The organism is Streptomyces sp. NPDC031049, from assembly GCF_055571015.1.
Map to the genome: position 1 here is coordinate 108,718 of NZ_JBVIGC010000010.1, position 24,221 is coordinate 132,938.

General features: G+C 71.5%; 23 protein-coding genes. 3 read left to right on the forward strand and 20 right to left on the reverse strand.

Features of this window, described 5'->3' with window-relative positions:
- Positions 1-3: 3 nt before the first annotated feature.
- The gene (locus tag ACZ45Q_RS18465) at positions 4-975 is read right to left on the reverse strand and encodes an aspartate carbamoyltransferase catalytic subunit (protein ID WP_468262051.1); all 972 of its coding nucleotides are present in this window, start codon (positions 973-975) and stop codon (positions 4-6) included.
- A 113-nt stretch (positions 976-1,088) separates the two neighbouring features.
- Positions 1,089-1,667 carry a bifunctional pyr operon transcriptional regulator/uracil phosphoribosyltransferase PyrR gene (gene pyrR, locus ACZ45Q_RS18470; RefSeq protein ID WP_468262054.1) on the reverse strand — a complete coding sequence of 193 codons (579 nt, stop codon included), beginning with the start codon at positions 1,665-1,667 and terminating at the stop codon, positions 1,089-1,091.
- Positions 1,668-1,952: 285 nt separating this feature from the next.
- On the opposite strand from pyrR, the gene bldD reads away from it, so the two are divergent.
- Positions 1,953-2,456: a transcriptional regulator BldD gene (bldD, locus tag ACZ45Q_RS18475; RefSeq protein WP_018570201.1), complete on the forward strand. Its 504-nt coding sequence runs from the start codon at positions 1,953-1,955 to the stop codon at positions 2,454-2,456.
- 135 nt (positions 2,457-2,591) lie between these two features.
- On the opposite strand, the gene nusB is transcribed toward bldD, so the two are convergent.
- The 13 genes from nusB to ACZ45Q_RS18540 form a co-directional block, all read right to left on the reverse strand.
- Positions 2,592-3,026 carry a transcription antitermination factor NusB gene (gene nusB / locus ACZ45Q_RS18480; protein WP_468262057.1) on the reverse strand — a complete coding sequence of 145 codons (435 nt, stop codon included), beginning with the start codon at positions 3,024-3,026 and terminating at the stop codon, positions 2,592-2,594.
- Positions 3,027-3,028: 2 nt separating this feature from the next.
- The gene (gene efp, locus ACZ45Q_RS18485) at positions 3,029-3,595 is read right to left on the reverse strand and encodes an elongation factor P (protein ID WP_468262059.1); all 567 of its coding nucleotides are present in this window, start codon (positions 3,593-3,595) and stop codon (positions 3,029-3,031) included.
- 69 nt (positions 3,596-3,664) lie between these two features.
- Positions 3,665-4,777 (reverse strand): aminopeptidase P family protein, encoded by a 1,113-nt coding sequence (locus tag ACZ45Q_RS18490; protein ID WP_468262062.1) that lies wholly within the window; start codon positions 4,775-4,777, stop codon positions 3,665-3,667.
- Between the two features lie 217 nt (positions 4,778-4,994).
- Positions 4,995-5,894: a Pro-rich N-terminal domain-containing protein gene (locus ACZ45Q_RS18495; RefSeq protein ID WP_468262065.1), complete on the reverse strand. Its 900-nt coding sequence runs from the start codon at positions 5,892-5,894 to the stop codon at positions 4,995-4,997.
- A gap of 132 nt (positions 5,895-6,026) precedes the next feature.
- The gene (gene aroB / locus ACZ45Q_RS18500; RefSeq protein ID WP_468262067.1) at positions 6,027-7,118 is read right to left on the reverse strand and encodes a 3-dehydroquinate synthase; all 1,092 of its coding nucleotides are present in this window, start codon (positions 7,116-7,118) and stop codon (positions 6,027-6,029) included.
- A complete protein-coding gene (locus ACZ45Q_RS18505; protein WP_468262070.1) occupies positions 7,115-7,630 on the reverse strand; it encodes a shikimate kinase in 516 nt (171 codons plus the stop codon). The genes aroB and ACZ45Q_RS18505 overlap by 4 nt, the downstream gene beginning before the upstream one ends.
- On the reverse strand, positions 7,627-8,811 hold the full coding sequence (gene aroC / locus ACZ45Q_RS18510; RefSeq protein WP_468262072.1) for a chorismate synthase: 1,185 nt from the start codon (positions 8,809-8,811) through the stop codon (positions 7,627-7,629). Before aroC ends, ACZ45Q_RS18505 begins: the two co-directional genes overlap by 4 nt.
- Before the next feature lie 177 nt (positions 8,812-8,988).
- Positions 8,989-9,828 carry a shikimate dehydrogenase gene (locus ACZ45Q_RS18515; protein WP_468262075.1) on the reverse strand — a complete coding sequence of 280 codons (840 nt, stop codon included), beginning with the start codon at positions 9,826-9,828 and terminating at the stop codon, positions 8,989-8,991.
- Entirely contained in the window at positions 9,809-11,515 is a 1,707-nt protein-coding gene (gene mltG / locus ACZ45Q_RS18520) for an endolytic transglycosylase MltG (protein ID WP_468262079.1), read from the reverse strand. The genes ACZ45Q_RS18515 and mltG overlap by 20 nt, the downstream gene beginning before the upstream one ends.
- A gap of 122 nt (positions 11,516-11,637) precedes the next feature.
- A complete protein-coding gene (ruvX, locus tag ACZ45Q_RS18525; RefSeq protein WP_468262082.1) occupies positions 11,638-12,102 on the reverse strand; it encodes a Holliday junction resolvase RuvX in 465 nt (154 codons plus the stop codon).
- Positions 12,102-14,774: an alanine--tRNA ligase gene (gene alaS, locus ACZ45Q_RS18530; protein ID WP_468262085.1), complete on the reverse strand. Its 2,673-nt coding sequence runs from the start codon at positions 14,772-14,774 to the stop codon at positions 12,102-12,104. Before alaS ends, ruvX begins: the two co-directional genes overlap by 1 nt.
- Positions 14,774-15,142 (reverse strand): hypothetical protein, encoded by a 369-nt coding sequence (locus ACZ45Q_RS18535; RefSeq protein WP_468262088.1) that lies wholly within the window; start codon positions 15,140-15,142, stop codon positions 14,774-14,776. The genes alaS and ACZ45Q_RS18535 overlap by 1 nt, the downstream gene beginning before the upstream one ends.
- An 8-nt stretch (positions 15,143-15,150) precedes the next feature.
- On the reverse strand, positions 15,151-15,594 hold the full coding sequence (locus tag ACZ45Q_RS18540; RefSeq protein ID WP_468262091.1) for a DUF948 domain-containing protein: 444 nt from the start codon (positions 15,592-15,594) through the stop codon (positions 15,151-15,153).
- 162 nt (positions 15,595-15,756) lie between these two features.
- Here ACZ45Q_RS18540 and ACZ45Q_RS18545 point away from each other — a divergent pair, with 162 nt between their 5' ends.
- Positions 15,757-17,922 (forward strand): ATP-binding protein, encoded by a 2,166-nt coding sequence (locus ACZ45Q_RS18545; protein WP_468262095.1) that lies wholly within the window; start codon positions 15,757-15,759, stop codon positions 17,920-17,922.
- Between the two features lie 31 nt (positions 17,923-17,953).
- Here ACZ45Q_RS18545 and rpsD read toward each other — a convergent pair whose 3' ends face one another.
- The 5 genes from rpsD to ACZ45Q_RS18570 all read right to left on the reverse strand — a co-directional run bounded on the left by rpsD (position 17,954) and on the right by ACZ45Q_RS18570 (position 23,104).
- Positions 17,954-18,568, reverse strand: a complete 615-nt coding sequence (gene rpsD / locus ACZ45Q_RS18550; RefSeq protein ID WP_468262098.1) for a 30S ribosomal protein S4 — start codon at positions 18,566-18,568, stop codon at positions 17,954-17,956.
- Between the two features lie 318 nt (positions 18,569-18,886).
- Positions 18,887-20,242 carry a replication-associated recombination protein A gene (locus ACZ45Q_RS18555; protein ID WP_468262101.1) on the reverse strand — a complete coding sequence of 452 codons (1,356 nt, stop codon included), beginning with the start codon at positions 20,240-20,242 and terminating at the stop codon, positions 18,887-18,889.
- Positions 20,243-20,286: 44 nt separating this feature from the next.
- A complete protein-coding gene (locus ACZ45Q_RS18560; RefSeq protein WP_468262104.1) occupies positions 20,287-20,943 on the reverse strand; it encodes a vitamin K epoxide reductase family protein in 657 nt (218 codons plus the stop codon).
- A 168-nt stretch (positions 20,944-21,111) separates the two neighbouring features.
- Complete coding sequence (hisS, locus tag ACZ45Q_RS18565; protein ID WP_468262107.1) at positions 21,112-22,374, reverse strand: histidine--tRNA ligase; 1,263 nt, start codon at positions 22,372-22,374, stop codon at positions 21,112-21,114.
- Between the two features lie 13 nt (positions 22,375-22,387).
- On the reverse strand, positions 22,388-23,104 hold the full coding sequence (locus ACZ45Q_RS18570; protein ID WP_468262110.1) for an MBL fold metallo-hydrolase: 717 nt from the start codon (positions 23,102-23,104) through the stop codon (positions 22,388-22,390).
- 193 nt (positions 23,105-23,297) lie between these two features.
- On the opposite strand from ACZ45Q_RS18570, the gene ACZ45Q_RS18575 reads away from it, so the two are divergent.
- Positions 23,298-24,125, forward strand: a complete 828-nt coding sequence (locus tag ACZ45Q_RS18575) for a peptidylprolyl isomerase (protein WP_468262113.1) — start codon at positions 23,298-23,300, stop codon at positions 24,123-24,125.
- Positions 24,126-24,221: the final 96 nt, after the last annotated feature.

The following is a 24,221-nucleotide window of genomic DNA, read 5'->3' on the forward strand; positions in this document are numbered from 1 at the left end:
GTCTTACTTCTCCTCAGTGCGGGTCTGGGCGGGCTCGTTGCCGCCGAGCAGCAGGTACAGGACGGCCATCCGGATGGAGACGCCGTTGGTGACCTGCTCGACGACGGTGCAGCGGTCGGAGTCGGCGACCTCGGCGGTGATCTCCATGCCGCGCACCATCGGGCCGGGGTGCATCACGACGGCGTGCTCGGGCATCCGCGCCATGCGGTCGCCGTCCAGGCCGTAGCGGCGGGAGTACTCGCGCTCGGTCGGGAAGAACGCGGCGTTCATCCGCTCCCGCTGGACGCGGAGCATCATCACCGCGTCGGACTTGGTGAGCGTGGAGTCGAGGTCGTAGGAGACCTCGCAGGGCCAGGTCCCGACGCCGACCGGCAGCAGGGTCGGCGGGGCGACGAGGGTGACCTCGGCGCCGAGGGTGTGGAGCAGGTCGACGTTGGAGCGGGCGACCCGGCTGTGCAGGACGTCGCCGACGATCGTGATGCGCCGGCCGTCGAGGTCCTTGCCGAGACCGGCGTCCGGGCCGATCAGCCGGCGGCGCATGGTGAAGGCGTCCAGCAGGGCCTGGGTGGGGTGCTGGTGGGTGCCGTCGCCGGCGTTGATGACGTGGGCGTCGATCCAGCCGGAGGTGGCCAGCCGGTAGGGGGCGCCGGAGGCGCCGTGCCGGATCACCACGGCGTCGACGCCCATGGCCTCCAGGGTCTGCGCGGTGTCCTTCAGGGACTCGCCCTTGGAGACGCTGGAGCCCTTGGCGGTGAAGTTGATGACGTCGGCGGAGAGGCGCTTCTCGGCGGCCTCGAAGGAGATCCGGGTCCGCGTGGAGTCCTCGAAGAAGAGGTTGACGACGGTGCGGCCGCGCAGGGTCGGCAGCTTCTTGATCGGCCGGTCGGCGACCCGGGCCATCTCCTCGGCGGTGTCGAGGATCAGGACGGCGTCGTCGCGGGTGAGGTCGGCGGCCGAGATGAGATGACGCTGCATCTGTCAGGCTCCGTAAGGCAGTTCATTCAGGAGGATTCGGGCATGCGGGGGCATGCGAGGCAGACGTACGGCGGTGGGGTGCGCCCCGTGGCGGGGTACGTCCCGTGCGTGCCCTACTGCTGCGCGCCCGCGGCGGCCGGCTTGGCGCCGAGCAGCACGGTGTCGCGACCGTCCTCCTCGGCGAGCTGCACCCTGACCGTCTCCCGCAGCGACGTGGGGAGGTTCTTGCCGACGTAGTCGGCGCGGATGGGCAGTTCGCGGTGGCCGCGGTCGACGAGGACCGCGAGCTGCACCGCGCGGGGGCGTCCGATGTCGTTCAGGGCGTCGAGGGCGGCCCGGATGGTGCGGCCGGAGAACAGGACGTCGTCGACGAGGACGACCAGGCGGCCGTCGATGCCGTCACCGGGGATCTCGGTGCGGGCGAGCGCGCGCGGCGGGTGCATGCGCAGGTCGTCGCGGTACATGGTGATGTCGAGCGAGCCGACGGGCACCTTGCGCTCGGTGATCTGTTCCAGTTTGGCGGCGAGCCGGCGGGCGAGGAAGACGCCCCGGGTCGGGATGCCGAGGAGCACCACGTCGTCGGCGCCCTTGGCACGCTCGACGATCTCGTGGGCGATGCGGGTCAGTACCCGCGCGATGTCAGGGCCTTCGAGAACGGGCCTAGCATCGGACTGCGTGTCCTGCTTGTCCATACGAAACGGACCTCCTTCTCCGCCTCACGGGACGGACCTTAAAGGACGTCGGAATTGCACCACCCACCGTAGCAGGTGCCGGTGACGCACCCCGCCGCGCCCCCGTCACCCGTTCGGCGCACGCGTATCACTCCCCTGGCGGAACCGCGTGCGGATACCACGGAAGCGTCGGTGCGGACCATTCGGCTTGACGCAGGAGAGTAACGCTGCGTAACCTCACAGTGAGTTACCAACCGCGCGGCATGGTCCCAGCCAGTCGCGTCGATCCAGTGTCCGGGGAGCCATATGTCCAGCGAATACGCCAAACAGCTCGGGGCCAAGCTCCGGGCGATCCGCACCCAGCAGGGCCTTTCCCTCCACGGTGTCGAGGAGAAGTCCCAGGGACGCTGGAAGGCCGTGGTGGTCGGTTCGTACGAGCGCGGCGACCGCGCGGTGACCGTGCAGCGCCTCGCCGAGCTGGCGGATTTCTACGGCGTTCCCGTGCAGGAGCTCCTTCCGGGCACCACCCCCGGCGGCGCCGCCGAGCCGCCGCCGAAGCTGGTCCTGGACCTGGAGCGGCTGGCCACGGTGCCGGCCGAGAAGGCGGGCCCCCTCCAGCGCTACGCGGCCACGATCCAGTCGCAGCGCGGTGACTACAACGGCAAGGTGCTCTCGATCCGCCAGGACGACCTGCGCACGCTCGCCGTCATCTACGACCAGTCGCCCTCGGTCCTGACCGAGCAGCTGATCAGCTGGGGCGTGCTCGACGCGGACGCACGCCGCGCGGTGGCGTCCCACGAAGAGGCCTGATCGTCCCACCGGCCTCAGCAGAAACGTGCCGCCGTCCCCCGCCGGGGACGGACGAGAACGCCCGAGGGCCCGCAGCGAGCGCGCTGCGGGCCCTCGGGCGTCTGTGTGTCGTGCGCCTGTGCCTTCCGGCGTCCCTCAGACCTCGTCCCTGCGGAGCGACGGCTTGAGGTCCTTCAGCCGGCCGAGCAGTCCGTTGACGAACGAGGGCGACTCGTCCGTGGAGAACTCCTTGGCCAGCTGCACCATCTCGTCGAGCACGACGGCGTCCGGCGTCTCGTCGACCCAGATCAGCTCGTAGACGCCGAGGCGCAGGATGTTGCGGTCGACGACCGGCATACGGTCGAGCGTCCAGCCGACGGAGTACTGGGCGATCAGCTCGTCGATGCGGGTCGCGTGCGCCCCGTACCCCTCGACCAGCTGCATCGTGTACTCGCTCACCGGCGGCTGCCGGGTGTCGGTCCGGGAGTGCCGGATCCAGTCCGCGAGGACCGTCAGGACGTCGGCGCCGCGCTGGTCGCCCTCGAAGAGGATCTGGAAGGCGCGTTTGCGGGCCGTGTTGCGGGCAGCCACGGTTAGCTGTTCACCCGGCCGAGGTAGTCGCTCGTACGGGTGTCGACCTTGATCTTCTCACCGGTGGTGATGAAGAGCGGGACCTGGATCTGGTGGCCGGTCTCCAGGGTGGCGGGCTTGGTGCCGCCGGTGGAGCGGTCGCCCTGGACGCCCGGCTCGGTCTCCTGGATGGTCAGCTCGACGGCGGCGGGCAGCTCGACGAAGAGCACCTCGCCCTCGTGCTGCGCGACGGTGGCCTCGAAGCCCTCGACCAGGAAGTTGGCGGCGTCGCCGACGACCTTGCGGTCGATGTGCAGCTGGTCGTAGGTCTCCATGTCCATGAAGACGAAGTAGTCGCCGTCCATGTAGGAGAACTGCATGTCGCGCTTGTCGACGGTGGCCGTTTCGACCTTGACGCCGGCGTTGAAGGTCTTGTCGACGACCTTGCCGGAGAGCACGTTCTTGAGCTTGGTGCGCACGAAGGCCGGGCCCTTGCCGGGCTTGACGTGCTGGAACTCGACGACGGACCAGAGCTGGCCGCCTTCGAGCTTGAGCACCATGCCGTTCTTGAGGTCGTTCGTGGAAGCCACGGTTGAGGAATCTCCTGGACTGGACTGACGTGGACGACCCCGGGGCAGGCACGGCGCACAGCGCGAGGGCTAGAGCGCGAGCAGCTCCTTGGTCGTGATGGTGAGTAGCTCGGGTCCGCCGTCCGCCTCGGGGCGTACGACGAGCGTGTCATCGATCCGGACACCACCCCGGCCAGGGAGGTGGACCCCCGGTTCGACGGTGACCGGCACGCAAGCGTCCAGTTTACCCATGGCCGACGGGGCCAACTGAGGGTCCTCGTCGATTTCCAGTCCGACACCGTGACCGGTGAGCGCCGGAAGGTGCTCGGCGTACCCGGCGCTGTCCAGTACCTGGCGGGCGGCGCGGTCCACGTCGCGGCAGGCCGCGCCGGGGGCGAGGGCCTCCCGGCCGGCCCGCTGGGCGGCGAAGACCAGGTCGTACAGTTCGATCTGCCAGTCGGCGGGCGAGGTGCCGATGACGAACGTGCGGCCGATCTCGCAGCGGTAGCCGCGGTAGGTCGCGCCGAGGCAGACGGTGAGGAAGTCGCCCTCCTCCACCCGCCGGTCGGTGGGCCGGTGCCCGGGCCGTCCGGCATGGGGACCGGTGCCGACGGAGGTCGGGAAGGCGGGGCCGTCGGCGCCGTGGTCGACCAGGCGGCGTTCCAGCTCCAGTGCCAGATGCCGCTCGGTGCGGCCGACCAGGATGGATTCCAGCAGCTCGCCCAGGGCCTGGTCGGCGATCTCGGCGCCGATGCGCAGGCAGGAGATCTCCTCCTCGTCCTTGACCACCCGGAGCTGTTCGACCGCGCAGCCGAGGTCGGTCAAGCGGAGGTCCGGGGCGACGGAGCGGAGCGCACGGTGGCGGGTGACGGTCAGGTGGTGCTCCTCCACGGCGAGGGAGTCGGCGCCCTCGCCCGCGGCCATGCCGGCTGCGGCCACGGCCGGGTCGCCGGTGGCGCCGGAGAGGGTGCGTACGCGCAGGGCCTCGTCGGGGCGGCCCTGAGCGGGGCGGTCCTCCAGGGGCTCCACGCAGAGCAGCAGGTCCTGGTCGTCGCTCCTGCCGAGCAGCAGGACGGCGCCGTGCGGGGCGGCGCCCGCGAGATAGCGCACGTTGGCGGGGCGGGAGACCAGCGCCGCCGCGCTGCCGCCCGCGGTGCAGCGTTCGCGTAGGCGGGTTCGGCGGGCCGCGTACACCTCTGACATGTGCCGAGCGTATGCGCTCCGCTCGGGTCACGCCGGTCGGGAGAGGCCGAGTGGGCGGCGGCCGGGCGTATGGGCGGCTGTGGGGCGCTTACGGGGGTGTGGGGGTGTGGTGCCCGCGGCTGCGGGCGGTGCGGGAAGCCGTGGTGCGCGGCTGCGGGCGGTGTGCGGCTCGGCGCGCGGTTCCCCGCGCCCCTTCAGGTCGGCTCAGTCCCCTGCGTCACCAGCTCGGTGGGCTGGCTATCGACCTCGCCAGCACCTCGTCCAGGACCCGGGCCGTCTCGGGTACGTCGAGTTGCGAATTGTCGATGATCGGCAGTCCCGAGCCGTACCAGCCGGCCATGCGGCCGTGGATGCGGGCGACCTCCTCGTCGGTGAGGCGGCGGTTGCCGGAGCGTTCGGCGTTGCGCTCCAGGACGATGTCCAGTCCGGGCAGCAGGACCACCGGGAGCAGGCCGGGTCCGACGTGCCGCTTCCAGCCGCCGAGGCCCACGACGGGACGGTCGGGGAAGACGGCGTCGTCGAGGATGCACGAGATGCCGTTGGCCAGGAAGTTCCGCGCGGCGAAGCCGCAGGTGCGGCGGGCCAGGCGGTACTGCGCCTCGGAGTTGTCGTTCCAGCCGGACTGGGGGTCGGCGAAGCCGGAGCGGACCCACTCGCGGACGTCGTCGAGGCTGATGTGGGCGGTGGGGACCCGCCGGTGATCCGCCCAGTACTGGGCGACGCTGGTCTTGCCCGCGCCCGCGGGCCCGATGAGCAGCACCGCGAGGGTGGTGCCGGACGGGTCCGGTGCGGTGGCCGCCGCTGGCGGTGCGCTGGGGGCGGCGACGGGGCCGCCGGGAGGCAGCGGTACGTGACCGGTGGTGTCCGGCGGGGGCGGGCCCGGGACGGGCTGCGGCGCTCCGGCGGACTGCGGGGCTCCGGCCGCGTGCGGTGCCGCGGCGGGGTGCGGTGGCCGGGCGGGGTAGCCCTGTGCCGGAGGAGGCGGGGGCACGGGGGCGGAGGTCTGGTGCGCTCCCGGGTGCGCTCCCGGGTGGTGTGCGGCCGGTGACCAGCCGAGGGCCGGTCCGTGCCCCGGCTGGTGGGGCGGCGGCAGCGGAGAACCCACTGCGTGCTGCATCCGGTGCCACTCCGTCTCGTTCTTCTGGACTCGGGCGATGGCTCTGACAGCGGGCGGACCCGCTGCTACCGAACGGTACCGCCCCCGGTCGTCGTTTGGTGAACGGCCGGGGGCGGTGCGAAGTGCCCGTGCCTACTGGCCGACTTCACCGTAGGCGGCGAGGAGGACGGCCGGGTCGGGCCCTTCCAGCACGGTGGGTTTGGCCAGGCCGTCCAGCACGATGAAGCGCAGCAGGTCGCCGCGGGACTTCTTGTCGACCTTCATCGTCTCCAGCAGCTTGGGCCACTGGTCGTGGCGGTAGTGCAGCGGGAGTCCGACCGCTTCGAGGACGGTGCGGTGGCGGTCGGCGGTGGCGTCGTCCAGCCGGCCCGCCAGGCGGCCGAGTTCGGCGGCGAAGTGCATGCCGACGGCGACGGCGGCGCCGTGCCGCCACTTGTAGCGCTCGTTCTTCTCGATGGCGTGACCGAGGGTGTGGCCGTAGTTGAGGATCTCCCGGCGGCCCGACTCCTTCAGGTCGGAGGAGACCACCTCGGCCTTGACCCGGATGGACCGCTCGATCAGCTCGGCGGTGTGCGGGCCGTCCGGGGTGCGGGCGGCCTGCGGGTCGGACTCGATCAGCTCCAGGATCTTCGGGTCGGCGATGAAGCCGGCCTTGATGACCTCCGCCAGCCCGGAGACGTAGTCGTTGACCGGCAGGGAGTCCAGCGCGGCCAGGTCGCACAGCACCCCGGCCGGCGGGTGGAAGGCGCCGACGAGGTTCTTGCCCTCGGCGGTGTTGATGCCGGTCTTGCCGCCGACGGCCGCGTCCACCATGGCCAGCACGGTGGTGGGGATCGCGACCCAGCGCACCCCGCGCAGCCAGGTCGCGGCCACGAAGCCGGCCAGGTCGGTGGTGGCCCCGCCGCCGACGCCGACGATGACGTCGGTGCGGGTGAAGCCGGACTGGCCCAGCGCCTTCCAGCAGTAGGCCGCGACCTCGGCGGTCTTGGCCTCCTCGGCGTTGGGCACCTGGATGGCGATGGCCTCGTACCCCTGGCCGGCCAGGTCGGCGCGGAGGGCGTCCCCGGTGTCGGCGAGCGCCTCGGGGTGGATCACCGCGACGCGCTTGGCCCGCTCACCGACCAGACCCGCCAGCTCACCGAGGAGCTGACGGCCCACCAGCACCTCGTAGGGGTCGGTCCCGGCGGTGCCGGCCACCTGGATGCGGGTGACTGCCTCACTCATGCGCTCTTCAACTCCAGTGCGTCCAGGGCGGCTTCGGTGACCTCTTCCGGGGTGCGCCCGTCCGTCGCCACCACGACCGTGGCGACCTCCTCGTACAGGTGGCGGCGGGCCTCCATCAGCTCCCGCCACTGCTTGCGCGGGTTGACCGCCAGCAACGGCCGGGCCGCGTTGAGGCCGGTCCGCCTGACCGCCTCCTCCACGTCCATGGAGAGGTAGACGACCCGCTGCCCGGCCAGCAGCGCGCGGGTGTCCGCGTCGAGGATCGCGCCGCCGCCCAGCGCCAGGACGCCGTCGTGCTCGGCGAGCGCACGGTGCACGGCCCGCTTCTCCACGGCGCGGAAGGCGGCCTCGCCCTCGTCCACGAAGATCTCCGCGATGGTCCGGCCCTGCTCCGCGACGATGTCGTCGTCGGTGTCCCGGTAGGCGGTGCCGAGGCGCTCGGCGAGCAGCTGCCCCACGGTGGACTTGCCGACCCCCATGGGGCCGACCAGGACCAGCAGCGGTGCGGTCATCGGATGGCCAGGGAGTCGAGGTAGGACCGGACGTTGCGGCGGGTCTCGGCCACGCTGTCGCCGCCGAACTTCTCGGCGACGGCGTCCGCGAGGACGAGGGCGACCATCGCCTCGGCGACGATGCCGGCGGCCGGGACGGCGCACACGTCGGAGCGCTGGTGGTGGGCCTGGGCCTCCTCGCCGGTGGAGACGTCCACCGTCTTCAGCGCCCGCGGCACGGTGGCGATCGGCTTCATCGCCGCGCGGACGCGCAGCAGCTCGCCCGTGGACAGCCCGCCCTCGGTGCCGCCGGAGCGGCCCGAGGCCCGCCTGATGCCCTCGTCGGTGGTCACGATCTCGTCGTGCGCCTTGGAGCCCGGCACCCGGGCCAGGTCGAAGCCGTCGCCGACCTCGACGCCCTTGATCGCCTGGATGCCCATCAGGGCGGCGGCCAGCCGGGCGTCCAGCCGCCGGTCCCAGTGCACGTGCGAACCGAGGCCCACCGGCACGCCGTAGGCGAGGACCTCCACGACGCCGCCCAGGGTGTCGCCGTCCTTGTGCGCCTGGTCGATCTCCGCGACCATCGCCTTCGAGGCGTCCGCGTCCAGGCAGCGCACCGGGTCGGCGTCCAGCTTCTCCACGTCCGCGGGGGTCGGCAGGACGTCGCGGGGCGCCTTGGCGGCGGCCAGCTCGACGACATGGCTGACGACCTCGATGCCGGCGGTCTCCTTCAGGTAGGACCGGGCCACCGCGCCCAGCGCGACCCGCGCCGCGGTCTCCCGGGCCGAGGCCCGCTCCAGGATCGGCCGTGCCTCGTCGAACCCGTACTTCTGCATGCCCGCCAGGTCGGCGTGGCCGGGCCGGGGCCGGGTCAGCGGCGCGTTGCGCGCGAGGCCGGCCAGCACCTCCGGGTCGACCGGGTCGGCCGCCATGACCTGCTCCCACTTGGGCCACTCGGTGTTGCCGACCATGACCGCGACCGGCGAGCCGAGGGTGAGTCCGTGGCGGACACCGCCGAGGAACGTCACCTCGTCACGCTCGAACTTCATCCGTGCGCCGCGCCCGTATCCCAGCCGCCGCCTCGCCAGATGGTCCGCCACCATGTCCGTGGTGATCGGCACGCCGGCGGGCAGGCCCTCCAGCGTCGCGACGAGTGCGGGACCGTGGGACTCCCCCGCGGTCAGCCAGCGCAACCTGCTCAACGGTCCTCCTCAGTGCTCGCGCCCGGGTACTGCCCTGCGTACGCGTGTCCTCGCGTACGGCGACGGCGTGACCGGTGCGCGGCTCCGGCCCGCCACCCCCGATCCTCCCACGTCCGGGAAGCGGACCCGGCGGCCGGTCCATCAGGCGGACGGCTCCGTGGACGGCCGACGGCGCGGTCAGCGGGCGGCGAGTGCCTGTTCGCCGGCCTTGCGCATGGCGGCGAGCGGGGCCGGGACGCGGCCCGTCATCTGCTGGACCTGGAGCACCGCCTGGTGCACGAGCAGGTCGAGGCCGCCGACGACGGCGCCGCCGTGCGCCGACCAGCGGGCGGCGAGCGGGGTGGGCCACGGGTCGTAGAGCACGTCGAAGAGGGTCGCCGGCATCTCCGGGACCGAGGCCGCGAGCGCGTCGGTCGTACCGGCCGGCGTGGTGGCCACGACCAGTGGGGCGGAGAGCGCCTCGGCGGCGTCCGCCCAGTCGGCGATGCGCACGTCGACGTCCAGGCGCTCGGCCCATCCCCGCATCTCGGCGGCGCGGGCCTCGCTGCGTACGTAGACGTCGACGGGGCCGGGGCAGATGCGGGCCAGTGCCGCCAGCGCGGAGGAGGCCGTGGCGCCCGCGCCGAGGACGGCCGCGTGGTCGACCTCCTCGATGCCGTGTTCGCGCAGGGCCGCGACCATGCCGGGTATGTCCGTGTTGTCGCCGGTGCGGCGGCCGTCCTCGGTGAGGACGACGGTGTTGACGGCGTCGACCGAGGCGGCCGTCTCGCTGATCTCGTCGAGCAGCGGGATCACCGCCCGCTTCAGCGGCATGGTCAGCGACAGCCCCGCCCACTCCGGGCTCAGCCGCTCGAAGAAGCCCGGCAGCGCGCCCTCGTCGACGTCGAAGCGGTCGTACGTCCAGCCCTCGAGGCCCAGCTCGGCGTAGGCGGCGCGGTGCAGCACCGGGGAGAGGGAGTGGGCGATCGGGGAACCGAGCACGGCCGCCCGGCGCGCGTCAGTTGCCGGCGTTGGCATTGAACTCTTCCTTGAGCTTCTGGAACTCTTCGTAGGTCTTGGCGAACTCCGTCTTGTGCTTCCCGTCGGTGGCGACGAAGTAGATCCAGCCGTCCTTCGTGGGGTTCACCGCGGCCTTCAGCGCCTCCTCACCGGGGTTGCCGATGGGTCCGGGCGGCAGGCCCTTGTTGGTGTAGGTGTTGTACGGGTCCTTGTTGCTGTTGATCTCGGACTCGCTGATGTGGATGTTGCTCTGCTTCTTGAGGTAGTTGTACGTCGAGTCGAACTGGAGCAGCTGGTTGGTCTCGGTGTTGGTGGGCTTGAGCCGGTTGTAGACCACCTCGGACATCTTGCGGAAGTCGTCGTGGGTCTTGCCCTCGGCCTGCACCAGGCTGGCGACCGTGACCAGCTGCCAGGGGCCGTCCAGGCCGAGGCTCTCGGCCTTCTTCTCGAAGCCCAGCTCCTCGTACTTCTCGGTGGCCCGCTCCACCATCTGCTTCAGCACGTCCTCGGGCTTCTGGCCCTTGGCGACCGCATAGCTGGAGGGGTAGAGGAAGCCCTCCAGGGGATCCTTGACGTTCTTGCGCTCCAACGCCCAGTCGGGCAGTCCGAGGCTCTCGTACTCGGTCTTGGCGACCTCCTCGGTGGTGCCCTCCTCCAGTTCCAGCCGCTTGTCGATCAGCTCGTAGACGGTGGAGTTGCGCCGGCCCTCGGCGATGATCAGATTGTTGCGGCTCTCGGGACTGAGCATGAGGTCGATGGCGGCGTCGGCCGACATCTCCTTCTCCAGGGTGTAGACGCCGTCCTGGATGCTCTTGGCCGCCGGGTTGCTCTGCAGGGCCGCGATGAAGGCGTCGACGCTCTTGATCACGCCCTTGCGTTTGAGCTCCTGCCCGATGACCGAGCCGCCCGCGCCCTTGGGGATGGTGACCGTCACCTGTTCGCCGTTGCCGTCGCCCGCGAAGTCCGGGGCGGAGCCGAACCGGTCCTGGTAGTACTGGTATCCGACATAGCCGATGCCCGCGACGCCGCCGCCGAGCACGAGGCACACCACGAGGCACGCAAAACCGTTCCGGCTCTTCTTCTTGCCGCCGCCCCGGCCGCCCCTGCGGTCGCCCCGCCCGCCGCCGGGCCCGTCGTCGCCCTCGTCGCCGTCACCGTTCCCGCCTGCGAAGAAGGCGTGCTCTCCCTGGTCGGGGCCCGGGTCCCAGTCGGTCGTCTCCGGCTCCGGTTCGGCGCGCCTGCGGCCGGGCGGCTCAGGCGGCGGGTAGGCCTCCTGGGTGCCGTAGTAGTCGTGCTGCTCGGCGCCGTAGCCGGGCCCGGCCTGCTGCCCGTACGGGTCGGCCGGGTCCGGGTACTGGGCGCCGGTGGGCCAGCCCTGGTCGTCGTACTGCTGCTGGTGCTGGGCCTGGGCCGCGTACTGGTCGTACTGCCCGTCCTGCTGCCCGTACTGCCCGTTCTGCTGCTGCCCGTAGTGGCCGTACTGCTGCTGGTACTGCTGCTGGTCCTGGCCGTACGCGGGCTGCCCGCCGTCACCCCAGTCGCCGTACTGCGACTGCTGCGGCTGCTCCGGACTGTGCTGGGGCCGGCCGCCGTAGGGGGACTGCGCACCCGTCGGGGCCTGCTGTCCTCCCCATCCGCCGTCCCCGTACAACGGGTCCTCCGGATGCCACGGTTCGGAGCCTTGGCCCCGGCCATACTCAGTCATCGATCCCCTAGAGCCGCGAGACGGCGGGCGCGCGGCTGGTGCGGCCGGCCTCCGTTCCGCCTCTTGCTGTGCGGCGGCTGTTCGAACGCCGCCGCATCGCGCGGAACGTTACCGTATCGCGATCAGATGACCACTTCGACGCCCTCGCCGGGTGCTTTGCCTGACACCCGTTCGGATTCCAGGGCCTGCTGGAGGATGATCACAGCGGCGGCCTGGTCGATCACGGAGCGCCCCTTCTTGGACTTCACTCCCGAGGCGCGCAGTCCCTGGCTTGCCGTCACGGTCGTCATCCGCTCGTCGACCAGCCGCACCGGGACCGGCGCGATGCCGCGCGCCAGCTCCTGGGCGAAGCCGCGCACCTTGGCGGCGGCCGGGCCCTCGCCGCCCTTGAGGGAGCGCGGGAGCCCGACGACGACCTCGATCGGTTCGTACTCCTCGGCCAGCTGCTTCAGGCGGCGGTGCGCCGCCGGGAGGTCCCGGCCGGGCACCGTCTCGACCGGGGTGGCGAGGATCCCGTCGGGGTCGCACGAGGCGACCCCGATCCGGGCGTCCCCGACGTCGATCGCGAGCCGACGTCCTCGGCGCATTACTTGGCCGTCTCCGCGACCAGGCGCTCGACGGCCTCGACGGCCTCACCGATCGCGGCCGGGTTCTGGCCGCCGCCCTGGGCGACGTCCGGCTTGCCGCCACCGCCGCCGCCGAGAGTCTTGGCGGCCGTGCGGACCAGGTCGCCGGCCTTCAGGCCGCGGTCGCGGGCGGCGTCGTTGGTGGCGATGACCGTCAGCGGCTTGCCGTTCACCGTGGAGAACAGGGCCACCACGGCGGCCCGGCCGCCCTGGATGCGACCGCGCACGTCGAGGACCAGCTTGCGCAGGTCGTCGGCGGTGGTGCCGTCCGGAACCTGCCCGGTGACCAGGGCGACGCCGCGCACGTCCTTGGCGGACTCGGCGAGTCCGGCGGCGGCCTGGAGGACCTTCTCGGCGCGGAACTTCTCGATCTCCTTCTCGGCGTCCTTCAGCTTGCCGAGCATGGCGGAGACCTTCTCCGGCAGTTCCTCCGGGCGGCCCTTGAGCAGCTCGGTGAGCTGGTTGACCACGGTGTGCTCGCGGGCGAGGAAGTGGTAGGCGTCCACGCCGACCAGGGCCTCGATCCGGCGCACACCGGAGCCGATGGAGGACTCGCCGAGCAGCTTGACCAGGCCGAGCTGGGCGGTGTTGTGCACGTGGGTGCCGCCGCACAGCTCCTTGGAGAAGTCGCCGATGGTGACGACGCGGACCCGGTCGCCGTACTTCTCGCCGAACTCGGCGATGGCGCCCTGCTTCTTGGCCTCGTCGATGCCCATGACCTCGGCGTGCACGTCGAGGTCCCGGGCGAGCACCTCGTTGATCTTCTGCTCGACATCGGTCATCACGGCCGTCGGGACGGCGGACGGCGAGCCGAAGTCGAAGCGGAAGCGGCCGGGCTGGTTCTCGGAACCGGCCTGGGCGGCCGTGGGGCCGAGGGCGTCGCGCAGGGCCTGGTGGGTGAGGTGGGTGGCCGAGTGGGCGCGGGCGATGGCCGCGCGGCGGCGGGCGTCGATCGAGGCGTGGGCCTTGGCGCCCACGGTGACCTCGCCGACCTGGACGACGCCCTTGTGGACGTAGACGCCCGGGACCGGCTTCTGGCAGTCGCGGACCTCGATCACGGCACCGGAGTCGGTCCTGATCTTTCCGGTGTCGCCGATCTGGCCGCCGCCCTCGGCGTAGAACGGGGTGCGGTCGAGCACGACCTCGACCTCGTCGCCCTCGGTGGCGGCCGGCGAGGAGAGGCCGTCCACGAGGATGCCGACGACCGTGGACTCGCCCTCGGTGTCGGTGTAGCCGATGAAGTCGGTGGCGCCCGACCGGTCGGCGATCTCGCGGTAGGCGCCGAGATCGGCATGGCCGGTCTTCTTGGCCTGGGCGTCGGCCTTGGCCCGCTCCCGCTGCTCCTTCATCAGGCGCCGGAAGCCGTCCTCGTCCACGGACAGCCCCTGCTCGGCGGCCATCTCCAGGGTGAGGTCGATCGGGAAGCCCCAGGTGTCGTGGAGCAGGAAGGCCTTGTCGCCGGGCAGGACGGTGGAGCCGGCGGCCTTGGTGTCGGCGACGGCGGTGTCCAGGATGTTGGTGCCGGCCTTCAGCGTCTTGAGGAAGGCGTTCTCCTCGGCCAGGGCGACCTTCTCGATCCGCTCGCGGTCGGTGATCAGCTCCGGGTACTGCCGGCCCATCATGCCGATGACGACGTCGATCAGGTCCTTGACGACCGGACCGGTGGCGCCGAGCAGGCGCATGTTGCGGATGGCGCGGCGCATGATGCGGCGCAGCACGTAGCCGCGGCCCTCGTTGCCGGGGGTGACGCCGTCGCCGATCAGCATCACGGCGGTGCGGATGTGGTCGGTGACCACGCGCAGGGAGACGTCCGACTCGTGGGCGTCGCCGTAGGCCACGCCGGTCAGCTCGGTGGCCTTCTTGATGACGGCCATGGAGGTGTCGATCTCGTACATGTTCTGCACTCCCTGCAGAATCATGGCGAGCCGCTCCAGGCCGAGGCCCGTGTCGATGTTCTTGGCGGGCAGGTCACCGAGGATCTCGAAGTCCTCCTTGGAGGTGCCCTCGCCGCGCTCGTACTGCATGAAGACCAGGTTCCAGATCTCCACGTACCGCTCGTCGTTGACGGCCGGGCCGCCCTCGGCGCCGAACTCCGGGCCGCGGTCGTAGTTGATCTCGGAGCAGGGGCCGCAGGGGCCGGGGACGCCCATGGACCAGAAGTTGTCCTTCTTGCCCAGGCGCTGGATGCGCTCGGCGGGGACGCCGACGACCTCGCGCCAGATCCGGTCGGCCTCGTCGTCGTCCTGGTAGACGGTGATCCACAGGCGCTCCGGGTCGAGGCCGTAACCGCCCTTGTCCTGGGGGCTGGTCAGCAGCTCCCAGGCGAGCTTGCAGGCGCCTTCCTTGAAGTAGTCACCGAAGGAGAAGTTGCCGCACATCTGGAAGAACGTGCCGTGCCGGGTGGTCTTGCCGACCTCTTCGATGTCCGGCGTGCGCACGCACTTCTGCACGCTGGTGGCACGGGCGTAGGGCGGCTTGACCTCACCGAGGAAGTACGGCTTGAACGGCACCATGCCCGCGTTGACCAGCAGCAGAGTCGGGTCGTCCGCGATGAGCGACGCCGAAGGCACGACGGTGTGCCCGCGCTCCTCGAAGAAGCTCAACCAGCGGCGGCGGATCTCGGCCGACTCCATCAGTGGTCCTCATTCCGGTTGTACGAGTAGGTCGTCCTGTCCGGGTGCGACAGGGGCGACTTCGGGTTGTTGCGGTTCTCGATCGCGGCGTGGTGCCGCGGGGCCGGCAGTTCACGGTCCGGGTCGACGGGGGCGTTCAGCCCGAGCGCGTCGCCCAGTTCGGCCTCCCGCCGGGCCATGTTGTCGCGGACGTCGAGGGCGAAGTCCACCGCTCGGTCCTTCAGCCGCTCGCCCGCCTCGATCGCCTTGTTGGCCGCTGTCGCGGCGAGGCTCTCGGGGGTCAGCTGCTTCAGCTTCCGGTTGACCTTGGTGGTGGCCCACACGCCGGCGGCGACGCCGGTGGTGAACCAGAACGTACGGCGGAACATTCCTGGGCTCAGTCCTTCTTCCGCTTCGTCCGCCGTGCGGCCGGGACGGTCCGGCCCACGATCACGGTACGCCTCGACCGCCCGGCCGGCACGTCCTCCTTGCGGCCCGAGAGCGCCCGGCGCACGCCGTAGCCGAAGGCCGCGACCTTGACCAGCGGGCCGCCGAAGGTGGAGGCGACGGTGGTCGACAGCGCGGAGGCGTTCGACGTGACCTCCTGGACGTCGGAGGCGATCGCGTCGACCCGGTCGATCTGGGTCTGCGCGGAGCGCACCGCCGAGGAGGCGTCGGCCAGCAGCGGGACGGCCTGGTCGGTCACGTCCGCCACGAGCTTGGTGGTCGCCTTGAGCGTCTGGGCCAGCCTCGCCAGGGCGACGGCGAGGAAGGAGACCAGGATCGCCCAGAAGACGGCCACCAGGATCCCGGCAACCTCTCCACCGGACACTGTGTGCACCCGCTCCCTGAAACGTGCCTGAACATCGAGAACATCGAGAAAGTCGTCCCCCGAGCCTATCGCGCCGGGCGTCGGGCTCCGTACCGGATTACCGTCCGCGGCAGGCGGAGTTGCGGGAAGCGATTGTACGGACCGAAAACGCTTCAGTACGCTCCGTGTTCCATGCGAGATCATGGCTCCGCCGACGCGTCACCGCCCGGGAATCTGCCGCTGGAACTGGACGCCTTCGTGGGGCGTGCCGCGGAACTCGCCGGGCTGGCGGACGCGCTGGGGTCGGCGCGGCTGGTGACCGTGACCGGGGTCGGCGGGGTCGGCAAGTCCCGGCTGGCCGCGCGGGCCGCCGCGCGGTCGGCGCCGCGGGACGGCGTGTGGAGGGTGGAGCTGGCGCCGCTGCGCGACGATCAGTTCGTGGACTACGCGGTCGTGGAGGCCCTGGGTCTGACCGACCACACCACGCGGCTGCCGCGCGAGACGCTGCGCGGCCATCTCGCCGGGCGGGAGGTCCTGCTGGTCCTCGACGGGGTGGAGCACCTGGTGGAGGCCTGCGCCGAGCTGGTGGCCGATCTGCTGGGGCACGCCCCGGGGCTCACGGTGCTGGCGGTGGGGCGCAGGCCGCTCGGGGTGGCCGGGGAGCGGCTGTTCCCGCTGGCGCCGCTGTCCGAGGACGAGGCGGTGGAGCTGCTGACGGTGCGGGCGGCGCAGCGGCGGCCCGCGCCTCTCGACGACGGGGAGGCCCGGCGGCTGTGCCGGCGGCTGGACGGGCTTCCGCTGGCGATCGAGCTGGCCGCGGGGCGGCTGGGCGTGCTGTCGCCGGGGCAGGCGCTGGAGCGGCTGGACGACCGGTTCCGGTTGCTGTCCGGGGGCGACCCGACGGCGCTGCCCCGGCACCGGGCGCTGCGCACGGCGATCGGCTGGAGCCACGAATTGTGCACGCCCGGGGAGCGGCTGCTGTGGGCGCGGCTGTCGGTGTTCGCCGGCCGCTTCGACCTGGAGGCCGCCGAGTACGTGTGCAGCGGGCACGGGCTGCCCGCCGAGGACGTGCTCGACGTGCTGTCGGCGCTGCTGGCGCAGTCGGTGGTGACGCGCGAGGAGTCGCCGGCCGGGGTCCGCTACCGGATGCTCGACACGGTGCGCGCGTACGGCGCCGGCTGGCTGGAGGCGACGGGTGACGCGGCGCGGCTGCGCAGGCGGCACCGCGACTGGTACGTGGGCCTGGCGACCTGGTGCGAGCTGGACTGGTTCTCGCCCCGCCAGGCGGAGGTCGCCGCGCGTGTCGAGACCGAGCTGCCGAATCTGCGCGCCGCCCTGGAGCACTGCCTGGCCGATCCGGAGGCCACGCATCTCGGCCAGTACCTGGCGGGCTCCCTGTGGTTCTACTGGGCCGGCTGCGGGCGGCTGTCGGAGGGGCGGCACTGGCTGGAGCAGGCGGTGGGCCTGGAGGCGGAGCGGACGGCGCGGGAGCAGTCGCGGCTGAAGGCGCTGTGGGTGCTGGCCTACGTGGCGATCCTCCAGGGCGACACGGTGCCGGCGCTGGCGGCGCTCGGGGAGTGCCGCGAGGAGGCGGAGCGGGCCGGCAACGCCACGGCGCTGGCCTACGCCGAGCACCGCACGGGCTGTCTGGCGCTGGTCACCGACGACATGGCGGGCGCGGAGGCCCTGCTGCGCTCGGCGCTGGAGCGCTATCAGGAGATCGGCGAGCTGAACAGCAACGTCCTGATGGGCCAGGTGGAGCTGGCGATGGCGCGGGCGTTCCAGGGCGATCTGCCGGACGCCGTGCGCCTGTGCGAGGACGTACGCCGGGTCTGCGAGGACCACGGGGAGCGGTGGGCCCGGTCGTACGCGCTGTACGTGCTGGCGTACGCGGCCTGGAGCGAGGGCCGCCCGGGGCGGGCCCGGGAGTTGCTGACCGAGTGTCTGGACGCCGCCCACGGCTTCCGCGACCTGCTGGGCTCGGTGCTGGCGGTGGAGCTGCTGGCGCTGGTCACGGTGACGGAGGGCGACCCGGAGGAGGCGGCGGTGCTGCAAGGGGTGGCGGCGCGGATGTGGCCGTCGGTGGGGCTGCCGCTGTTCGGTTCGGCGCACTACAACGCGCCGCACGAGCTGTGCGAGGCGACGGCCCGGGAGCAGCTGGGGGACGACCGGTACGAGGAGTGCGTGCGGCGGGGCGCGCGGCTCGGCCGCACGGAGGCGGTGTCGCGGGCTCTGTGCCCGGCCGGCACCGCGGCCGGGATCCCCTCGCCGCACGGCCCGGTGCGGCAGGGGACGGCGGCGCGCACGGCGAAGCCCGCCGCCTCCCGCACCCGGAAGGGCGGGGAGACGGCGGGCTGAGGTACCGCTGCGGTACTGCGCCCTGCTGGGGTCAGCGGGCGTAGTACTCGACGACGAGCTGCTCGTCGCAGACCACCGGGATCTCCTTGCGGTTCGGCTCGCGGTCCAGGCGGAACGCCAGGGCCTTGAGGTTCACCTGGAGGTAGCGCGGGGTCTCGCCGTCGGGGGCGAAGCCACCCTCACGGGCGATCGTGAAGAGCGTCTTCTCCTTGGAGCGGTCGCGGACCTGCACCACGTCGTCCGGGCGCACGACGAAGGACGGCTTGTCGACCTTCTTGCCGTTGACCTGGATGTGGCCGTGGACGACCATCTGACGGGCCTGGTAGATCGTGCGGGCGATGCCCGAACGCAGGACCAGCGCGTCGAGGCGCTTCTCCAGCTCCACGATCAGGGCCTCACCGGTCTTGCCCTGGACCTTGGACGCGCGCTCGTAGGCACGGACCAGCTGGCGCTCGGAGATGTCGTACTGAGCGCGCAGGCGCTGCTTCTCCAGCAGACGGACCTTGTAGTCCGAGTTCTGCTTGCGGCCGCGGCCGTGCTCACCCGGCGGGTAGGGGCGGGCCTCGAAGTACTTGACGGCCTTGGGGGTCAGCGCGATGCCGAGGGCACGCGACTTCTTGACCTTGGGGCGGGACTGGTTCGCCACTGTCTTCTGTCTCTTTCGTAGTGTTCCGGCTCGTCAGGGTTGAGGGAGGTCGCATCCGCAGCCGGGGAATCCCGCCGGGTCCGCGTGGGACCTGCCGGGCAGCCGCTTCCCTGGTCTGGGCACATACGTGCAGCACGCGAGTGGCCCACCTACCCTTCCCAGAGCTCTGGGCGGTGGTGGGCTGCCCGCGACACCGTTCGACGGTGCGCGACGCTCCTGGAGTCCCTTCCCTGAGGTCGCCCCAAGGGTCGGATCTCCGGCTGGTCGTCCCGTTCTGACTGCACGGGACTCAGCGCTCCGGCCGAGTCTACAGGGTGCTCAGGACCGCCTGCGACCGAGGTGCTTCCGCGTCCACTCCACGGCGTCGGCGTACCGCGCCTCGGCGCCGTGCCGGGTGGGGGTGTAGTACTCGCGGTCCTTCAGCGCGTCCGGGGCGTACTGCTGGGCGGCGATGCCCTCGGGCAGGTCGTGCGGGTAGACGTACCCCTGGCCGTGGCCGAGCTTGCCCGCGCCCTTGTAGTGGCTGTCGCGCAGGTGCGGCGGGACCGGTCCGGCCTGTCCCTTGCGCACGTCCTCCAGGGCGGCGCCGATCGCGGTCGTCGCGGCGTTGGACTTCGGGGCGAGGGCGAGGGCGATGGTGGCGTGGCTGAGGGTGAGGGCGGCCTCGGGGAAGCCGATCATGGCGACGGCCTGGGCGGCGGCGACCGCGGTCGGCAGGGCGTTGGGGTCGGCGAGGCCGATGTCCTCGCTGGCGGAGATCATCAGGCGGCGGGCGATGAAGCGGGGGTCCTCGCCGGCCTCGATCATCCGGGCCAGGTAGTGCAGCGCGGCGTCGACGTCGGAGCCGCGGATGGACTTGATCAGGGCGCTGGCGACGTCGTAGTGCTGGTCGCCGTCGCGGTCGTACTTCACCGCGGCGCGGTCGACCGTCTCCTCCAGCGTCGTCAGGCCGATCTCCGTCTCGCCCTTGTCGAGGGCGGCGCCGGCGGCGGCCTCCAGGGCGGTCAGGGCGCGGCGGGCGTCGCCGCCGGCGATGCGCAGCAGGTGCTCCTCGGTCTCCGCGGGAAGCGTGACGGCGCCGGCCAGGCCGCGCTCGTCGGTGAGCGCGCGTGCGAGCAGGCCGCGGATGTCGTCGTCCGTGAGGGGCTCGAGGGTGAGCAGGAGGGAGCGGGACAGCAGCGGGGAGATCACCGAGAAGTACGGGTTCTCCGTGGTCGCCGCGATCAGGGTGACCCAGCGGTTCTCGACGGCGGGGAGCAGGGAGTCCTGCTGGGCCTTGCTGAAGCGGTGGATCTCGTCGAGGAAGAGGACCGTCTCCTTGCCGTACCCGCCGACGGCGCGGCGGGCGCCGTCGATGACCGCGCGGACCTCCTTGACGCCCGCGGTGATCGCCGACAGCTCCACGAAGCGCTTGTTGGTGGCCTTGGAGACGACGTACGCCAGGGTCGTCTTGCCGGTGCCGGGCGGGCCCCAGAGGATCACCGAGGAGGGTCCGGCGGGACCGGCGGCGCCCTCGCCGACGAGACGGCGCAGCGGCGATCCGGGCTTCAGCAGATGCTGCTGGCCCACGACCTCGTCGAGGGTGCGCGGGCGCATCCGGACGGCCAGGGGGCTGCCGGCGGGCTCTTTCTCCTGGCGTTCTTCTGCTGCGGCGGTGAACAGGTCGGGCTCCACGCCAAAACCCTAAATCACCGCACCGACAACGCCCCGGGGCCGGGTCAGGCCCAGAGCGCGCTGCCCCAGCGGGTGAGGATCAGCATGGCGATGACGCCGACGTGGGTGACCGGCAGCACCCAGGTGAACTCGCCGAGGAAACGCTTCAGCCATCCCGGCGCGGGCAGGTGGCCGGCGCGGATGTTGAACGAGGTCACGTACCAGAACATGACGATCGTGGCCACCCAGGCCAGGCAGCACCACAGGCAGAGCGCGTTGATCCGGTACAGCGACTGGAACATCAGCCACATGCAGAAGCCGACGCCGAAGAGCGTCCCGGCGTTGAAGGTCAGCCAGTACCAGCGCGGGAAACGGGCCCCGGCGAGCAGGCTCATGCCGACGCAGACGACGATGCCGTAGGTGACGAGGCCGAGGACGGGGTTGGGGAAGCCGAACACGGAGGCCTGGTCGCTCTCCATGACACTGCCGCAGGAGACGACCGGGTTGATGCCGCAGCTGGGGGTGTAGGTCGTGCCCGCGACCTTGGCCTCGAGGATCTTGAACTTGTCGAGCGTGATGATCCACGCGGCGAGGACGCCCGCCGCTCCCGTGATCACCAGCAGCAGGGCGAAGGCCCGGCTGCCGCCGACCCTGCTGGGCGCGGCAGCGGAGTGCGGGGGCTCGGACACTGCGGAGACGTCCTTCACTGTCGTCTTGCTCATCACGCCGATTCCGTCACTAGAGAGCGGGAGTGCTTCGGGCACGGACATTGTGCCGCACCCGGCCGTGTGCGCACCGTTCGCGGAACATAAAGGCCTGAACACACAGGGGGGACGCCCGTGGACGGAAGTTGACGGGGACACCGGATCTCCGGTGCCCCCGTCCCGCGCTCAGCCGAGCCGCGACTCCAGTTCCGCCACGATCTCGTTGACGCCGACGGCCGTCTGCTCGCCGGTCTCCATGTCCTTGAGCTGGACGACACCGTCGGCGAGGTCCCGCTCACCGGCGACGATCGTGTAGCGGGCGCCGCTGCGGTTGGCGTTCTTCATGGCGCCCTTGAGGCCCTTGCCGCCGTAGGAGAAGTCGGTGGCGATGCCGTTCTTGCGCAGCTCGGTGACCTTGCCGAACAGGATCCGGCGGGCCTCCTCGCCGAGCGGGACGGCGAAGACGGCGGTGGTGGCGGGGATGTCCAGTTCGACGCCCTCCGCCTCCAGGGCGAGCACCGTGCGGTCGACGCCGAGGGCCCAGCCGACGGACGGCAGCGCGGGGCCGCCGATCATCTCGGACAGGCCGTCGTAGCGCCCGCCGCCGCCGACCGCGGACTGGGAGCCGAGGCCGTCGTGGACGAACTCGAAGGTGGTGCGCGTGTAGTAGTCCAGGCCGCGCACCAGCTTGGGGTCGTCCTCGAAGGCGACGCCGGCCGCCGTGATCAGCTCGCGGACCTCCTCGTGGTAGGCCTTGCAGGCGTCGCACAGGTAGTCGCGCAGCAGGGGGGCGTCGGTGAGCTGTTTCTGCACGTCGGGACGCTTGTCGTCCAGCACGCGCAGCGGGTTGATCTCCGCGCGGCGCAGGGTGTCCTCGTCCAGGTCCAGGCCGCGCAGGAAGTCCTGGAGCGCGGCGCGGTAGACGGGCCGGCACTCCTTGTCGCCCAGGCTGTTGAGCAGGATGCGGAAGTCGCTCAGGCCGAGCGAGCGGTACGCCTGGTCGGCCAGGATGATCAGCTCGGCGTCCAGGGCCGGGTCCTCCGCGCCGATCGCCTCGGCGCCGACCTGGGAGAAGTGGCGGTAACGGCCCTTCTGCGGGCGCTCGTAGCGGTAGTACGAGCCGGAGTACCAGAGCTTGACCGGGAGGTTGCCCGCCTTGTGCAGGTTGGCCTCCAGGGCGGCGCGCAGCACGGAGGCGGTGCCCTCGGGACGCAGGGCGAGGCGGTCGCCGCCCTTGGTCTCGAAGGCGTACATCTCCTTGGTCACGATGTCGGTGGACTCGCCGACGCCGCGCGCGAACAGCTCGACGTTCTCGAAGCCGGGCGTCTCGATGTAGCCGTAGCCGGAGTTGCGCAGCGGGGCCGCGATCGCCTCGCGGACGGCCAGGTACGTGGCCGAGTCCGGCGGCAGCAGGTCGTACGTGCCCTTGGGGGCCTTGAAGGTGCTCACGGAAGGTCTCTCGTCACATTCCTCGTCGGGGAGCCTCGGGTGCGCCGCGATCTCGGTGGCCTGCGGCCACTTGCCGCAGATACGGGTTGGTGGCGCGCTCCTGGCCGATGGTCGTCTGGGGGCCGTGGCCGGACAGCACCACGGTCGAGTCGTCGAGCGGCAGGCACACGCGGGCCAGCGAGTCGAGCATCTCGGCCATGTCGCCGCCGGGCAGGTCGGTGCGTCCGATGGAGCCGGCGAACAGCAGGTCGCCCGAGAAGAGGACCGGCGGGACGTCCGCCGCCTCGGGGAGGGCGAAGGTCACCGACCCCTTGGTATGGCCCGGTGCGTGCGCGACGCCCAGTTCCAGACCGGCCAGTTCGAGCGTGGCGCCGTCGGTCATCTCCCGGACGTCGTCCGGCTCCCCCACGGTCAGCTCGCCCATCAGCGGCATGCCGATGGACCGGCCGAGCGCCTTCTCGGGGTCGCTCATCATGTACCGGTCCTCGGGGTGGATCCAGGCCGGCACGTCGTGTGCGCCGCACACCGGGACGACCGAGGCCACGTGGTCGATGTGGCCGTGGGTGAGGACGACGGCGACGGGCTTGAGCCGATGCTTCCTGATCGCTTCCTCGACTCCGGGGGCCGCCTGGTGGCCCGGGTCGATGATCACGCACTCCTCACCGGCGGCGGGGGCGACGAGGTAGCAGTTCGTCCCCCAGGCCCCGGCGGGGAACCCGGCAATGAGCACGTTCGTCCTTCGTTGTGTCGATTCGGTGGACCGGCGAGCGGGCTCGCGCCCGTGGTCAGAGCCTACCGGCGGTGCCGATTCCTCAGCGAACCCATATACGGTACGGGGCTACACGCAAGCGGTCGCCCACGGGTGGCGCAGGCGTACCGGACGGCACACGAAGACGCACGAACACGCATGAGGAGAGAACCCGGTGGTCAGCCAGGAGCAGCGGCGGCGTCAGCTCGCCCGGGAGAAGTTCTTGCGCCAGCAGCAGCGACGCACCAGCGCGCGGCGCAAGGCGCGCGTGCGCAACGCGGTGATCGCGTCGGTGCTCGGGGTGGTGGTGATCGGCAGCGTGGCGCTGTACGCGACGGAGCCGTTCAAGGACGACGGCAAGGAGAACGCGAGCGCCGAGGTCACGCCGAGCCCCTCGCCGACCAGCAAGGCCCCGGACCCCTGCGACAAGCCGGCCGAGGGCGAGGCCGAGACGCAGACCTGGAAGAAGGAGCCGGCGATGACCATCGACAAGTCGGCGAATTACACGATGAAGCTGGACACCACGTGCGGTGAGATCGACATCGCGCTCAAGGCGGACGCCGCGCCGCACACGGTGAACTCGTTCAACTTCCTCGCCGGCAAGGGCTACTTCGACCACACCAAGTGCCACCGGCTGACCACCGAGAACATCTACGTGCTCCAGTGCGGCGACCCCACGGGCCAGGGCAACGGCGGGCCGGGCTACACGATTCCGGACGAGAACCTGAAGGACAAGAGCCTCAAGGACAACACCTACCCCGCGGGCACCGTCGCGATGGCGAACACCGGGCAGAAGAACACCGGCGGCAGCCAGTTCTTCCTCGTCTACCAGGACAGTCCGCTGCCGCCCAGCTACACACCGTTCGGCACGGTCTCGGAGTCGGGCATGAAGGTGCTGAAGAAGATCGCGGCCGCCGGGGCGTCGGCTCCGGACCCGACGACCGGCAACACGGCCCCCCACGCGACGGTCGTGATCGACAAGGCCACGGTCACGAAATCCTGACCCCCATCTGCGGAATTTCGGTCGCGCGGGATGCGGACAGGCCGCCCGCCGGTCGCCTATGTTGGCCGTGACGAAACTGTGGACGATGCCCGGGGG

What these genes read in the sequence shown, in the direction of transcription:
- ACZ45Q_RS18465 (WP_468262051.1), bottom strand. Translation starts at nt 975, where the DNA reads ATGCAGCGTCATCTCATCTCGGCCGCCGACCTCACCCGCGACGACGCC.
- pyrR (WP_468262054.1), bottom strand. Translation starts at nt 1,667, where the DNA reads ATGGACAAGCAGGACACGCAGTCCGATGCTAGGCCCGTTCTCGAAGGC.
- bldD (WP_018570201.1), top strand. Translation starts at nt 1,953, where the DNA reads ATGTCCAGCGAATACGCCAAACAGCTCGGGGCCAAGCTCCGGGCGATC.
- ACZ45Q_RS18490 (WP_468262062.1), bottom strand. Translation starts at nt 4,777, where the DNA reads ATGTCAGAGGTGTACGCGGCCCGCCGAACCCGCCTACGCGAACGCTGC.
- ACZ45Q_RS18495 (WP_468262065.1), bottom strand. Translation starts at nt 5,894, where the DNA reads ATGCAGCACGCAGTGGGTTCTCCGCTGCCGCCGCCCCACCAGCCGGGG.
- aroB (WP_468262067.1), bottom strand. Translation starts at nt 7,118, where the DNA reads ATGAGTGAGGCAGTCACCCGCATCCAGGTGGCCGGCACCGCCGGGACC.
- ACZ45Q_RS18505 (WP_468262070.1), bottom strand. Translation starts at nt 7,630, where the DNA reads ATGACCGCACCGCTGCTGGTCCTGGTCGGCCCCATGGGGGTCGGCAAG.
- ACZ45Q_RS18515 (WP_468262075.1), bottom strand. Translation starts at nt 9,828, where the DNA reads ATGCCAACGCCGGCAACTGACGCGCGCCGGGCGGCCGTGCTCGGTTCC.
- mltG (WP_468262079.1), bottom strand. Translation starts at nt 11,515, where the DNA reads ATGACTGAGTATGGCCGGGGCCAAGGCTCCGAACCGTGGCATCCGGAG.
- ruvX (WP_468262082.1), bottom strand. Translation starts at nt 12,102, where the DNA reads ATGCGCCGAGGACGTCGGCTCGCGATCGACGTCGGGGACGCCCGGATC.
- alaS (WP_468262085.1), bottom strand. Translation starts at nt 14,774, where the DNA reads ATGGAGTCGGCCGAGATCCGCCGCCGCTGGTTGAGCTTCTTCGAGGAG.
- ACZ45Q_RS18535 (WP_468262088.1), bottom strand. Translation starts at nt 15,142, where the DNA reads ATGTTCCGCCGTACGTTCTGGTTCACCACCGGCGTCGCCGCCGGCGTG.
- ACZ45Q_RS18545 (WP_468262095.1), top strand. Translation starts at nt 15,757, where the DNA reads ATGCGAGATCATGGCTCCGCCGACGCGTCACCGCCCGGGAATCTGCCG.
- ACZ45Q_RS18560 (WP_468262104.1), bottom strand. Translation starts at nt 20,943, where the DNA reads ATGAGCAAGACGACAGTGAAGGACGTCTCCGCAGTGTCCGAGCCCCCG.